Below are 13,450 nucleotides of genomic sequence, written 5' to 3'. Positions count from 1 at the left end.
TCTCGGACAGCAAAACGCCGGACGAAAAATTCGGATGTTAGTTAACGCGGGGATTTGTTCTACTCGTCAAACCACTCAGACAGGTGGTAATCGGTGGCACAGGCATGCAGATTAGCAGGTCGGGCGACCCACAGCTGAGCATATTCAGCGCTGCATAAACATGTTGCCATAGCATTATCGTGTGACAGGTTAATGAATAATCAATATTGGTGGCAACGGCAATTCTGTCAAGTAAATTAATGGTTTTCCGTCATCAGTACCGCAAGCGAACACAGAGTGCGTACTGCGCTAATTGGACAAGAAAGGTCTAAGCTGTTGCCACTGCTCCAGTTTATCGTCAAAGCTCATTGCCGCATGCGCCGGGCTGGTTGATGGCAGAGTAATAAAACAAACATGTTGCGGCACGAGCTGCAACGGCAATACGTGGCGTTTAAAACTTTGCCAGGCTTTGGCGCCATTAAAGCCGATAGCCGCCAGCTCAGGATGAACGCGAAAGAAACCTGCGAAATCGTTTACCTGCTCGTCGCGGATGGCGCTGTCAAGGCTCCCACTGCGCTGACAACTGCCAATCACATCCCACAAAGCGACACCGCTGTTAATTAGTGCCTGGGTTTTCTCTGTGTAAGGCAAATCGGCATTAAAGCCAGCTAAGTTAGCCATAATCGGCCAGAACAAGTTGCGCGGATGAGCGTAGTATTGCTGCAACGTGAGAGAGGCAGTGCCAGGCATACTACCAAGCAACAGCACCCGGGCACCGCTGTGGCTAAGCGGTGGCAGCCCGGTCAGAGTACTATCAGCCAAGCTGTGGTTCATACTGGCGTGCTTTGCTCCATGCCAGTTCAGCCTGTTGTAGTTCACCTTCCTGTTCAGCCAGATAAGCTAACAGCGCATATAGATAGCCATTACTGCTGTGTTCCCGCAACCAGTGCTGAGCTTGCTTACGCAATTTAAGCACCGATTTGCCAAGCGGAATTTGCCGGATGTAAGGCAGCAACATTGGCAGCTCAGTCAATTGCAAATGGCTGAGTAGCAATTTTTCAGCAGCATCGTTCTGGCCATTTTGTGCCATCGCCCAGGCCCGGCCAATATTTGCAGCAGTAGATTTGCGCTCTTTTGACGGCAGGTTAGTCCAATAATCTGCCGTTTCGTCAAACTTCTGCTGCTGGCTAAGCTGGCTTATCGCCGCCGGATAAATATTAAAGCGCTGCTGTTGCCACTTTTCTTTATCGAACCACTGCTGTTTTAATGCCGCAGGCACCATTTGCAGTAACTGTTGCCACTGCCCGGCTTGCTGCAGCGCGAATAAATACAGCTGGCCCAGCCCTTTATCTTGCGTGTCGGCATTAACGCGTTCAGCTAATAACACACAAGCCTGCCCGGCTTTACCTTGCTGCAACAAAATATCGGCCTGCACAAATGCTGTACTGTCATGCCCTTCCGGTAGCGCCGCTACGTAGCTGTTTGCCCTTGCGGCATCGCCCGCATAAAAGGCAGCGTAGGCAGCGAACAAGCGCTTTTCGTCCTGCATAAAGTCGTCGTGTAACGCTTTGGCTAAATATTGTTCGGCCAGTTGCCATTGCTGCTTGGCATATGCCTGTAAACCCAGCTCGTACGCCTGCTGGGCTTTACGCTGACGGCGCCAGCGCAAAAAATTAAACGAGACATGCTGCAAACGCAGTAATTTACGCAACACAACGCTGAGTAACCACAACACAACCGCCGCCAGCAGTATCATGACAATAAGGCCCAGTGCTGTCATTTCAAACACTTTGCCGGCGAAAATCACTTTGATGTAACCCGGGTTGTTTACCAGAGACGGGCCAAACAACATAGCCGCCGCTAAAGCCAGGATCAGAAGCAGCCAACGTATCATAAGCTGCTCTCCGTCAGTTGCTGCTGGTATTGCTGCAGTTGTGCCAGACTGGTTAGCGGTGCGGCTTGCATCAGGGCAACATCAACTGCAGCCAGGCTGGCCAGTTCTGAGCCGAGTTGTTGTACCTCTGCATTGTCGGCATCAAAATAACGTTGTAACTGATCGCTGGCTTGCTGCAATGCAGCAGCAAATACCTGGCTCTGATGCTGCATCGCTGCCAGCTGAGCCAGTAACAGCTGCTGCTGTAAACTGGTTCGTAGCATTAATTGTTGCTCGGCACTGAGGCTGAAGTAGTCTTCCGGCACGGCGCTGCGCACCCGGATAAGCTGGCTCCAGCTTTGCTGCCAGTAATAACTCAGCGTTTCACGCCACTGGCTTAGCTGATGCCCAGGCGCTGCAACTGTCTGCTCAGCCTGCTGTTGCTGCTTCAGTGGTAAAGTGTTGCTGAGTTTACGCATCTGCTGCAGCTGGATATACAGCTGGCTCATGTCCGGCACATTGATCTGTTTTAACTGTTTGCTATCGGCTGCAATCGCCTGGCGCACTGGCAACAAAGACGGGTCATCAAGCTTCGCCAGCTTCTCGTCTGCACTGTCGAGTAAAGCTATCGCAGTCGCATAATCCTGCTGCAGCCACACTTTCTGTGCTGTCAGTTGCAACAGGTATTCGACTTCTGCCAACAGCCAATGCCGTGGCGGCGCGCTGTCACGCTCTTGCACCAACTGGCGCAGTGCCTGCATTTGCGCCTGATTTTGCGTCAGAACCTGCTGTTGTTGCTGTTGCAGCCGCTGTTCCAGCTGCGTCAATCGCTGCTGCTGTTCTGTTTGTATTTGCTGCTGCAGCTGCGACGCTGCATCTAGCTGCTGCTGTTGCTGTTCGGTTAAACGCTGCAGGTTTTGCTGAGTAACTGCAGTATCGTGCTGCAACTGCTGAAATTTAGGCCATAGCCAATAACCACCCGCGCCCAACGCGCATGCCAGCAACAAAACCAGCAATAAACTTAAACCACCTATAGCGCTGCCGCCGCTGCGTGGCGCCGGCTCTGCATCAATTTTTTGTTTCAGTTGCTGCAGTGGTGCATCCATTTCTGATGCACGCTCTAAGCTGTCACTCATTGATATTCCCTCTTAAGCTGGCTGATAGCAGCCAGTAATGCGCTGTCATTGGCATTCACGGCAAGTGTAATATTCTCAGGCGCTATTCCAAGCGCCAGCGCGCTGTCCTGCATTCGCGGGCTGACCAGGATCCAGTCACATTGCTGTAACCAATACTGATTGGCCGCTGGCACCAGACTGAACAGCTGCTGTAAAATTTCGTTACTGGTTGCCACAATACAACGAATGCCGGCAAGCTGCCACTGCTGACACAACAGGGCACCATCCAGCGGCAGCGGCAAGCGCTTATAGCTCTGAATGTAGCGCACCGCTGCTCCGCGTGATACCAAGCCCTGTTTAATCATCTCGCGTCCGGCGTTGCCGCGCACCACCGCTACTGTTTTGCCTGCAACCTGCTGTAACTGTGGTAACTGCAACAGGCCCTCGCTGCGCTGATCTTCGGGAACAATAACTTCCCGCGCCAGCCAGCGCTGCAATGCCATAGCGGTCGTTTGCCCGACAGCAAAAAGTGGCGCAGTCAGCAATGCCGCCTCAACCTGGCTTTGTAAACAACTTACCGCACTGACACTGACAAAAATAATGGCGTCAGCCTGCTGCAAAAGTTGAATGTCCTGCGTTTTCAGCCCCACCTGCGCTGTGGTAATCAGCGGCTGATATAGATAGGCAATGCCATCGTCATCCAGCGATGCCAGCAGGTTGTCTGCTTTACCGGCTGGGCGGGTGATCAGAAATGGTATTGCACTGGTACTGGTCATGGCGCAGCCTGATACACGTCCTGTAAAATTCGATCTGCCCCCAGGCTTAATAAATGCTCAGCCAGAGCCACACCCAACTGCTCAGCCTCTGCTACAGGCCCCCGTAACTGATGGCGGATAATTTCACTACCATCGAGTGCACCAACTAAACCCCGCAGCCATAACGTATCGCCTTCGATAACGGCAAAGGCACCTATCGGCACCTGGCAGCCGCCCTGCAGTTTACGGTTCATTGCTCGCTCAGCCAGCACACAGATGCGGGTGTCGTTATGCTCCAGCGCGGATAACAGTTGCTGAACCTCTTTGTCTTCGCTTCGGCACTCAATACCGACAGCACCCTGGCCGTTGGCAGGCAAACTGGTGTCAACTGACATCAAAGCAGCGATACGCTGCTCGAACCCCAGACGGATAAGCCCGGCCGCAGCCAGAATAATGGCGGCGTATTCGCCGTTATCGAGCTTAGCTAAACGGGTGTTCACATTGCCACGTAAGTCGCGCACCGTTAAGTCCGGTCGCAGCGCTTTAAGCTGGCACTGCCGGCGCAGGCTGGAAGTACCGACAACGGCACCAGGAGGCAACTCGTCTATTGATTTAAACTGATTCGATACAAAGGCATCCTGCGGGTTTTCCCGTGGGCAAATGGTATGCAGCATCAGGCCATCCGGAAACTCTACCGGCACATCTTTCATACTGTGTACGGCAATATCAGCACGATCGTCCAGCATCGCCTGTTCCAGCTCTTTAACAAAAAGGCCTTTGCCGCCAATTTTTGCCAGCGGCGTATCCAGAATTTTGTCACCCTGTGTCGACATTGGTACCAACTCTACTGTCAGGTTAGGGTGGTGGCGTAGTAGTTCGGCTTTCACGTATTCTGCCTGCCACAGCGCCAGCGCACTTTTGCGCGTTGCGATTCGGATAGTCTTCATATTAATTCTCTGTCTGAGCCAGTAAACGCCGCTGTATAAAGCTGCTGATATCTGCCACTTCCTGCGCACAAACACTGTGTGGCATGCGGTACTCATGCCAGCTAACATTAAAGCCGGCACTTTTCAGGCTATGGTACGCCTGTTGCCCGGCGAACATAGGTACCACAGGGTCCTGATTGCCGTGCGCAACCAACACTGGCGTGGTTTTATTCAGATTATTGCTCTCGTCTTTTAATTTATCGGGTGCGCACATATAGGTTGACAATGCCATTACGCCAGCCAGTTTATATGGCAACCTTGGCAGCAAATGCAGGGCAATAACACCACCCTGACTGAAACCGGCCAGAATAATGCGCTCACTGCTGATACCTTCACTAATCAGCTTGTCCAGCAGTTGCTGCACCGCAGCTGCTGACTCACGCACGCCTGCTTCATCGGCACGATTTGTCAGGTCCATGGTTTTAATGTCGTACCAGGCGCGCATGCGCATGCCGCCATTTACCGTTACCGGCCGCTCCGGAGCGTGCGGAAACAGAAAACGGATGCCAGCATCAGCAGGCAAACGTAACTCCGGTACTATTGGCGAAAAACCATGGCCAGAATCACCCAGCCCGTGCAACCACACTACTGCAGCGCGGGTATTGCCCTGCGCTTTTACATCAACAAAAGGAAGCAAAGCCATTACCTCATTCCAGTCCGTTTACGCTTAAGGCGCCAGATTAATCGCAACACCAGCCTGCTTGGAAGCAGCATCATTTAATAATTGCCAGAACTCCGCACCGGTGCGGTTATCAATCCACTGGCCATTTTGCCATTCAAAGTGGTGGCCATTAAATTTGGTCGCCACCCACAACTGGTGCAGTGGCGGTTGCTTGTTGATAATAATCTTACTGCCATCGGCAAAGCTGATACTCAGCAGGCCACCATGGGACTCATAATCCAGATCTGCATCAGCGTCTTCTACTGCTTGCTCCACAGCCAGCAATACGCTGTCGGTCAAATCATCATATTCTAGGTCATTCATCTGCTTCACCTGTTTGCTTTTATCGCTAAGGATGCGATTATAGAGCGCAACCACCATAAAAAAATAACATCATGCACGCTTTTACAACCAAAGGTCCGCTGTTAACTGTTGCTGTCGTCATTTTGCTAAGTAGCTTGCTGAGTGCTTGTGGCCAAAAAGGCCCGCTTACCTTACCACAACCGGCACCCGAAGTGGCAGAACCGCAGCAAAACAACACTCCTGCTAATCAACCAACGGATGAACAACGTGGACCACTTTAATTACCAGAATAGCCGCCTGTTTGCGGAACAACATGCTGTTAGTGATATCGCTGCCGAATTTGGCACGCCTTGCTATGTCTATTCCCGCGCAACAATAGAGCGCCATTACCAGGCTTTTGCCAGCGCTGCATCTGCACACCCGCAAAGCCTGGTGTGCTATGCGGTAAAAGCCAACAGTAATCTGGCGATACTGAATGTGCTGGCAAAGCTTGGCAGTGGCTTTGATATTGTATCCGGTGGTGAGCTGCGCCGGGTCATCGCCGCCGGCGGTGATGCCAAAAAGGTGGTGTTCTCGGGTGTTGCCAAAACCGAAGACGAAATGCGTTTTGCACTGCAACTGGGCATTAAGTGCTTTAATGTTGAGTCTATTGCTGAGCTGGACAGGTTGCAACAGGTTGCCAGCAGCCTGAATATCAAAGCGCCGGTGTCTATCCGGGTAAACCCGGATATCGATGCGAAAACACATCCCTATATCTCGACCGGGCTAAAAGCCAATAAGTTTGGTATCGATATTCTGCTGGCGCGGGATATTTACCGCAAAGCCGCCAGTTATAGCCACCTGAATGTTGTTGGCGTAGATTGTCATATCGGTTCTCAGCTTACTGAAACCCAGCCGTTTCTGGATGCACTGGAAAAACTGTTAACCTTAATCGACCAGCTGGCCTCTGATGGCATAGTGCTGCATCATATCGACATTGGCGGTGGTTTAGGCGTCACTTATGACAGCGAAACCCCACCATCACCGGGCGACTACATCAGCAAAGTTGTTGAACGGCTAAAAGAATACCCGCAGCTGGAACTTATTATGGAGCCTGGCCGCGCCATTATGGCCAATGCTGGCATTTTGCTGACCAAAGTAGAATTTTTAAAACCGGGACAGGAAAAAAACTTTGCTATTGTCGATGCCGCGATGAACGACTTAATCCGGCCTGCGCTTTACAGCGCCTGGCAGGCAATAGTGCCGGCACAGCAAGACAGCAGCAAAACCAGCGCGCTGTACGATATCGTTGGCCCGGTTTGTGAGACAGGTGACTTTCTCGGCAAAGACCGCGAGCTGGCGATTAGCCAGGGCGACCTGCTGGCGGTGCGTTCTGCCGGCGCTTATGGTTTTACCATGAGTTCGAATTACAATAGCCGGCCCCGCGCAGCAGAAGTGCTGGTCGACGGCAATAAAGTGCATTTAATCCGCGCCCGTGAGCAGTGGCAGGATTTATGGCGTGGCGAGCAGGTCGTTTCCGATTAATTAAGGGCGCTGATGTTGTTACATTTTTCTAAAATGCACGGCCTGGGTAACGACTTTATGATGGTCGATGCCGTCAGCCAGAATGTGTTTCTGACCAGAGAGCAGATTAAGGCGCTGGCTGACCGTCATACCGGCATTGGTTTCGACCAGCTACTGATGGTAGAGCCGCCTTATGATCCGGAGCTGGATTTCCACTACCGTATTTTTAATGCCGATGGCTCGGAAGTAGAACAATGTGGCAACGGCGCACGCTGTTTTGCCAAGTTTGTTCGTGCCCGCGGTTTAACCAACAAACATAAAATCGGCGTCAGCACCAAATCCGGTAAAATTGTGTTGTACGTCGAACCCGACGGCCAGGTTACCGTCAATATGGGTGTACCACAGCTCGACCCTGCCCGGGTGCCGTTTAAAGCGCAGAAGCAGGAAATTACCTACATTCTGCGCGCCGAAGAACACACTATACTGTGCGGTGTGGTGTCTATGGGTAACCCGCATGCCGTGGTCGAAGTGGATGATCTGCTAACAGCGCCGGTCACCGTACAGGGGCCTTTGTTTGAGCTGCATGAACGCTTTCCGGAACGCGCCAACATCGGCTTTATGCAGGTGCTGAACCCGGGCCATATCAAGCTGCGGGTATGGGAACGCGGCGCCGGCGAAACCCAGGCCTGTGGCACCGGCGCTTGCGCTGCGGTAGTTGTAGGCCAGTTACAAAAAAAACTGCAGCAACAGGTGCGGGTAGATTTACCCGGTGGCAGCCTGCTTATTCGCTGGAACGGGCCAGGCCAACCGCTGAAAATGACGGGGCCGGCAGAACATGTATATGACGGACAAATATCGCTATGACAGATAGCCTGATCAAGGAAAAAGACCTGCTCGCCGCTCACGTGGTGTATGACTACCTGCAGGATCACCCGGAGTTTTTTCAGCAGTACCCGCAGCTGCTGGCCAGCCTGCGATTGCCGCATCAACAGCGCGGCAGCGTCTCGCTGGTAGAGCGTCAGTTGGAAATGCAGCGTGAGAAAATTGTCGCCCTCGAAGATGACATCACCCGACTGATGTCTGTGGCCAGACAAAATGAACAACTGTTTCTGGCGTTTAACCAGTTACAGGCTCAGCTGTATCAGGCCGGAAACCTGCAACAGGCCGAGCACAGCCTGCAGCAATTTACTGCCGCTATGCCGCAGGTTCAGCAATGCAGGTTGCTGTGCTTTAACGAACACCACAGTGCCAGCGAGTTTCAGCTGTTGTTGTCACGACGGCTAAACGAGCAAGGCATTTATCTTGGCCGGCTGAACAAAGAAGAGCAACAAGGCTTGTTCCCACCACAAATACATTCAGTCGCGCTGATCCTGATCAGCAACGAGGAGCAACCACTGGCACTGCTGGCATTTGGCAGCGAACAGGACGACCACTTCCAGCCATCAATGGACAAGTTATTTATCAGCCATCTGGCAACTATTCTGGCGCAGTTGTTACCGGGTTATGCAGCCTGACATCACGCTATCACTGCAATGGCAGCAGCCATTGCAGGCATTCCTCAGCTACCTGCAGTTTGAACGTGGCTACAGCCCGAAAACACTGGACAGCTACCAGCGGCAGTTACAACAACTGGCACTGGGCATCGACGATAACGCCACGCACTGGCTGAACCTTAGCGAAACGCAGTTAAAACAGTATATTATCGGCCTGCGTCGCAGCGGGGCTAAGCCACGCACTATTGCACTGAAAGTAGCAGCGCTGCGCAGTTTCTATCGTTACTTACAGGCGCAGGGGTTGCGTAGTGATAACCCGGCGCAGTATCTGACCGTTCCCAAGGCCGGGCGCAGCCTGCCGAAAAACCTTAATGTCGATCAGCTTCAACATCTGCTGAGTTTTGACAGCCAGGACGATATTCTGGCCTGTCGCGATAAGGCTATACTCGAACTGTTTTACTCATCAGGCTTGCGACTTGAAGAGTTGGTAAACGCCAACATCAGCGATATCGACTGGAAACAGCAATTGCTAAGGGTAACAGGTAAAGGCAGCAAGCAACGTATAGTGCCGGTGGGGAAAATTGCACTGGCCGCAGTGAAAGCCTGGCTGGCACAACGGCCGGCCTTTACCGCTAATCTGAGTGAAGCTGATCAACAGGCGCTGTTTCTCAGCAAGCAGCACAAGCGCATCAGTACCCGCCATGTGCGCGAGCGGGTGCAGCTGTGGGCCAAACAGCAAGGCCTGAACCAACACGTACACCCGCACATGCTGCGCCACTCATTCGCCAGCCATATGCTCGAATCCAGCCAGGATTTACGCGCTGTGCAAGAACTGTTAGGCCATGCCAACCTGAGCACCACTCAGGTTTACACCCATCTGGATTTTGCCCATTTAGCCAAGGTGTACGATAACGCTCACCCAAGGGCGAAGAAGCGCTCTGATTAACAATAAATATTTAGCCGTTGTAGCAAAACAGTCTTGCCCACACCGACACGCCGTAAATACGTCCCTGTAGGCCCGTTTCCGCCCGTCCTGGGCTTCAACGGTCGGCTTAGGGCAAGGCTGTTTCACCTGTACTGATTAACAGATAAAGAAAACGCCCGGCAAGCCGGGCGTTTGATTCACTCATTCACTTTAGTTAAAACGCTTTGCCAGTAAGCTGTCTATTGACGCTTTGCCTGCACCGCTAAACAGCAGTGACACACTGGCAGCCAGCAGAGCCAAGCCAAACTCATAGCCGTTATTAGCCATAAACAAACCGTTTTGGATATGCACTGAGAAAATAGCCACTACCATTGCAATTGCCAGGCTCAGCGCCGCCGGGCGGGTTAACAGGCCCAGGATCAGCGCGATACCGCCAAAGAACTCAGCCGCACCGGCTAAAAACGCCATCACGATACCTGGTGACAAACCAATGCTGTCCATCCAGCCACCGGTACCTTCCAGGCCGTAACCGCCAAACCAGCCAAACAGTTTTTGTGCACCGTGTGCAGCAAAGATAATGCCCACTGGTACCCGCAGAGCCAACGCTGCAACACCAGCATTTGAGGTTAAAATTTTCTGTACGAATGAAGTTGCCATAATAATCACCTGTCAAATTGTTTAAAGTTAAGTTTACTGCCGTTCGACAGCAAACTGACCGTCGATGGAGTAACTATAGCGGGTTAATTTGTGCTGTAAAAACGCAATGTTTTGACTACACTATTCAAAATTTTTGAAATCAATATCAGATAGGTGAATTATGCATAACGCTTTGAGTTTAGATGCCTTACGGGCACTGGATGCCATTGACCGCAAAGGCAGCTTTGCGGCCGCTGCTGAAGCTTTGTATAAAGTGCCTTCTGCACTAAGTTACACCATAGCTAAACTGGAAGCCGATCTGGACGTGGCATTGTTTGACCGCAGTAAACAAAAAGCTCAGCTGACCCCTGCCGGGCAATTGTTGCTGGATCAGGGCCGGGCTTTACTGCACGCGGCCAACCAGCTGCAGAATGCCGTGAAACAGCTGGATACAGGTTGGGAAACCCAACTGGTTATTGCCAAAGACAGCATAGTGCCCAATACACCGGTGCTGAATGTCATCACGCAGTTTTTGCAGCTGGGTAAAATTACCCAGGTGCGGATGACCGAAGAGGTAATGGCGGGCGGCTGGGAAGCGCTGCAAACCGGCCGGGCTGATATTGCTGTCGGGCTGTCCGGCGACTTCGCTAAAGGTCAGTTCACCGTATTACCTATGGGCGAGGTAGAGTTTGTGTTTGCGGTTGCACCGCATCATCAGCTGGCGGCACTGGACAGAATAGTGACGCAGGAAGACGTGCAGCAACACACTGCTGTTATTGTTGCCGATTCGGCAATCGATGCACCAAAGCGCTCATCAGGTTTATTCGATACACGCCAGCGTGTTATTGTCGATAATATGCAGGCTAAAATTGCAGCACAGAAACAGGGGTTGGGTATTGGCTTTCTGCCACGCCACCTGATCAGTAATGAACTGGCACGCGGTGAACTGATTGCCAAAGCCAGCAGTATTCCCCGTGATAAGCTGCCACTTTACCTGGCCTGGCACAAACAAAGCCAGGGTCAGGCACTGAGCTGGTTCGCCCAGCAATTAACGGCGGTAAACTGGCCCCGGGTATTTCAACCTTCAACATGGTAAGCATTTATGCAGGTATATAAAGCGTTGCAGCCGTTTAAAGTGTTATCGTTTGACTTAGACGATACGCTATACGATAACAAACCCGTTATTGAAGCAGCAGAGCAGGCAATGCTGGAAGCACTGGCGGAGCTTACGCCGGCAAGTCAGGCCACCGACAGCCACTTTTGGTGGCAACAACGGGTAAAACTGGCACACGTTGAGCCAGAAATACGGCATGATATTGGCCGCTGGCGCTTGCTGGGTATAGAGTCCGGCCTGATTGAACTGGGGATAAACCGCGCTGATGCCAGGGTTATGGCAGAAAAAGGCTATGCAGCGTTTTTGCATGAGCGTACCCGAATTACGTTAACAGATGATGTGATAAGACTACTTCAGGCTCTGGCCAGCCGTTATCGGCTGATAGCCATTACCAACGGCAATGCCTGTATTGATAAAATGGGCATCGGAGAACTGTTCGAGTTTAGCTTACAAGCCGGGCCAGATGGTAAAATGAAGCCCTATTCCGACCTTTTTCATGCTGCCGTAACGCGGCTACAGGTATCACCTGCTGACATTCTGCATATTGGCGACAGCCACCGTGCTGATGTGATGGGTGCACTAAACGCCGGCTGTCAGGCGGCCTGGCTGGATCATTATCAAAGCCCGGTTTCAGTTTTGCCACATATCAGGCTGACTGATATTAAAGACTTATCCGGCCTGTTATAGCTAAACACGCCTGATATATTTCACTGCACAGCATCCACTGTCACTGTCGATTTGCCGCAATGCCAATCGACTAACGTTAAAATTGTTTATAGTACCCGCCAGCTCTGGCCTGAAAACAGCGCCAGACTTCGCCTGCTACGGAACGGTTTACACAAGGAAAGCCTGAATGTCTGATTATTCTACCCATGCGCCACAATCGCGTATCTCTACCGGTGAATTTACCTTGCTGGTCGCGCTGATGATGTCCATTGTGGCGATTTCTATTGATGCATTATTGCCGGCACTGGATGCTATTCGTGCTGATATCGTGCTGAGTAATCCGAATCAGGCGCAGTTGGTGGTCAGTGCATTATTTTTTGGTATGGCAGTCGGCCAGCTGATCTGCGGCCCTTTGTCCGATGCTACCGGCCGTAAAAAAGTGCTGAACGGTGGTATAGCTCTGTTTTTGGTTGGCACGGCAGTTTGTTATTTTTCAAAAGATATCAACACCTTACTGTTAGGCCGTTTTATTCAGGGTTTAGGCGTTTCTGGCCCTTATGTGTCGGCCATTTCCATAGTGCGGGATAAATACTCCGGCAATGATATGGCACGCATTATGTCGCTGGTGATGATGATTTTCGTCATGGTACCGGCATTAGCGCCCAGCCTTGGGCAAGCCGTGTTATGGGTTGGCTCATGGCGTGATATTTTCCTGCTGTATGTGTTCTATGCGCTGTTAATAGTGCTTTGGATCTTCTGTCGGTTAGAAGAAACCTTGCCCGAAACACACCGGATCCCAATGAGCCAAAAAGGCTTTGCTGAGGGCTTTAAAGAAGTCATCAGCAATATACCGACAGTATGCTACATGATCTGCATGGGCCTGTTTTTTGGCAGTTTTATAGGCTATCTGAATTCGTCGCAACAAATCTTCCAGGATTTATTTAAAACAGGCGAGCTGTTTACCCTGTACTTTGGCCTTCTGGCGATAGTGTTTGGCGCAGCGTCACTGGTGAACTCACGTTTAGTGCAGAAATGGGGCATGCAGCGTTTATCCGGCAGTGCTGTCTGGGGCATTATTGCCAGCTCAGCACTGTTTTTAGTGTTGCATTTAAGCGTGGAAATTCAGCTGTGGATGTTCTTACTCTACGCGGCAGTACTGTTTTTCTGTTTTGGCCTGGTGTTTGGCAATATCAACGCCATGGCGATGGAACCTATGGGCCATGTCGCAGGTATAGCAGCTGCGATTATCGGTTCAACGTCGTCCGTAATGTCGATGTTTATCGGCACCATAATAGGCCAGATGTATAACGGCACCCTTATTCCGGTAACTGCAGGTTTCTTTATTTTTGCCTGCATCAGTATGGCCATTCTCACGTTCGCGAATACATACAAGCTAAAGCAGCCAGTGCAACAACAGCATACGGCAGAGCACAACTAACTG

General features: G+C 51.6%; 16 protein-coding genes. 8 read left to right on the top strand and 8 right to left on the bottom strand.

Going from position 1 to position 13,450, the window contains the following annotated elements; genetic code table 11:
- Positions 1-288 precede the first annotated feature (288 nt).
- From AC5SV9_RS10750 to cyaY, 7 genes are read right to left on the bottom strand one after another with little or no spacing between them, the layout of a single operon-like run.
- The gene (locus tag AC5SV9_RS10750; protein WP_475152361.1) at positions 289-813 is read right to left on the bottom strand and encodes a DNA-deoxyinosine glycosylase; all 525 of its coding nucleotides are present in this window, start codon (positions 811-813) and stop codon (positions 289-291) included.
- Positions 794-1,873 (bottom strand): heme biosynthesis HemY N-terminal domain-containing protein, encoded by a 1,080-nt coding sequence (locus AC5SV9_RS10745; RefSeq protein ID WP_475152359.1) that lies wholly within the window; start codon positions 1,871-1,873, stop codon positions 794-796. Before AC5SV9_RS10745 ends, AC5SV9_RS10750 begins: the two co-directional genes overlap by 20 nt.
- On the bottom strand, positions 1,870-2,988 hold the full coding sequence (locus AC5SV9_RS10740; RefSeq protein ID WP_475152358.1) for a uroporphyrinogen-III C-methyltransferase: 1,119 nt from the start codon (positions 2,986-2,988) through the stop codon (positions 1,870-1,872). Before AC5SV9_RS10740 ends, AC5SV9_RS10745 begins: the two co-directional genes overlap by 4 nt.
- The gene (locus tag AC5SV9_RS10735) at positions 2,985-3,743 is read right to left on the bottom strand and encodes a uroporphyrinogen-III synthase (RefSeq protein ID WP_475152355.1); all 759 of its coding nucleotides are present in this window, start codon (positions 3,741-3,743) and stop codon (positions 2,985-2,987) included. Before AC5SV9_RS10735 ends, AC5SV9_RS10740 begins: the two co-directional genes overlap by 4 nt.
- Positions 3,740-4,669 (bottom strand): hydroxymethylbilane synthase, encoded by a 930-nt coding sequence (gene hemC / locus AC5SV9_RS10730; RefSeq protein WP_475152354.1) that lies wholly within the window; start codon positions 4,667-4,669, stop codon positions 3,740-3,742. The genes AC5SV9_RS10735 and hemC overlap by 4 nt, the downstream gene beginning before the upstream one ends.
- Position 4,670: 1 nt before the next feature.
- Complete coding sequence (locus AC5SV9_RS10725; protein WP_475152352.1) at positions 4,671-5,351, bottom strand: alpha/beta hydrolase; 681 nt, start codon at positions 5,349-5,351, stop codon at positions 4,671-4,673.
- Positions 5,352-5,375: 24 nt separating this feature from the next.
- The gene (gene cyaY / locus AC5SV9_RS10720) at positions 5,376-5,693 is read right to left on the bottom strand and encodes an iron donor protein CyaY (RefSeq protein ID WP_475152351.1); all 318 of its coding nucleotides are present in this window, start codon (positions 5,691-5,693) and stop codon (positions 5,376-5,378) included.
- Between the two features lie 71 nt (positions 5,694-5,764).
- Here cyaY and lptM point away from each other — a divergent pair, with 71 nt between their 5' ends.
- The 5 genes from lptM to xerC are packed head-to-tail and all read left to right on the top strand — an operon-like array spanning position 5,765 to position 9,614.
- Positions 5,765-5,953 carry an LPS translocon maturation chaperone LptM gene (lptM, locus tag AC5SV9_RS10715; RefSeq protein WP_134058922.1) on the top strand — a complete coding sequence of 63 codons (189 nt, stop codon included), beginning with the start codon at positions 5,765-5,767 and terminating at the stop codon, positions 5,951-5,953.
- Positions 5,940-7,196 carry a diaminopimelate decarboxylase gene (gene lysA / locus AC5SV9_RS10710; protein WP_475152350.1) on the top strand — a complete coding sequence of 419 codons (1,257 nt, stop codon included), beginning with the start codon at positions 5,940-5,942 and terminating at the stop codon, positions 7,194-7,196. The genes lptM and lysA overlap by 14 nt, the downstream gene beginning before the upstream one ends.
- Positions 7,197-7,208: 12 nt before the next feature.
- On the top strand, positions 7,209-8,039 hold the full coding sequence (dapF, locus tag AC5SV9_RS10705; protein WP_230819661.1) for a diaminopimelate epimerase: 831 nt from the start codon (positions 7,209-7,211) through the stop codon (positions 8,037-8,039).
- Entirely contained in the window at positions 8,036-8,689 is a 654-nt protein-coding gene (locus AC5SV9_RS10700) for a DUF484 family protein (RefSeq protein ID WP_475152347.1), read from the top strand. Before dapF ends, AC5SV9_RS10700 begins: the two co-directional genes overlap by 4 nt.
- Positions 8,679-9,614 carry a tyrosine recombinase XerC gene (xerC, locus tag AC5SV9_RS10695; protein WP_475152345.1) on the top strand — a complete coding sequence of 312 codons (936 nt, stop codon included), beginning with the start codon at positions 8,679-8,681 and terminating at the stop codon, positions 9,612-9,614. Before AC5SV9_RS10700 ends, xerC begins: the two co-directional genes overlap by 11 nt.
- Positions 9,615-9,803: 189 nt before the next feature.
- Here the strand turns inward: xerC and AC5SV9_RS10690 are convergent, their stop codons facing one another.
- The gene (locus tag AC5SV9_RS10690; RefSeq protein WP_475152342.1) at positions 9,804-10,250 is read right to left on the bottom strand and encodes a DoxX family protein; all 447 of its coding nucleotides are present in this window, start codon (positions 10,248-10,250) and stop codon (positions 9,804-9,806) included.
- Between the two features lie 160 nt (positions 10,251-10,410).
- Between AC5SV9_RS10690 and AC5SV9_RS10685 the strand changes: the two genes are divergently transcribed.
- From AC5SV9_RS10685 to AC5SV9_RS10675, 3 genes are all read left to right on the top strand, one after another.
- The gene (locus AC5SV9_RS10685) at positions 10,411-11,325 is read left to right on the top strand and encodes a LysR family transcriptional regulator (RefSeq protein WP_475152341.1); all 915 of its coding nucleotides are present in this window, start codon (positions 10,411-10,413) and stop codon (positions 11,323-11,325) included.
- A gap of 6 nt (positions 11,326-11,331) precedes the next feature.
- A complete protein-coding gene (locus AC5SV9_RS10680) occupies positions 11,332-12,030 on the top strand; it encodes an HAD-IA family hydrolase (protein ID WP_475152338.1) in 699 nt (232 codons plus the stop codon).
- 166 nt (positions 12,031-12,196) lie between these two features.
- Positions 12,197-13,447, top strand: a complete 1,251-nt coding sequence (locus AC5SV9_RS10675) for a multidrug effflux MFS transporter (protein WP_475152336.1) — start codon at positions 12,197-12,199, stop codon at positions 13,445-13,447.
- Positions 13,448-13,450 lie beyond the last annotated feature (3 nt).

This window comes from Rheinheimera sp. ATLC3, from assembly GCF_059429535.1.
Note: the sequence above shows the minus strand (reverse complement) of the source record. Positions and strands in the feature narration are given on the sequence as shown.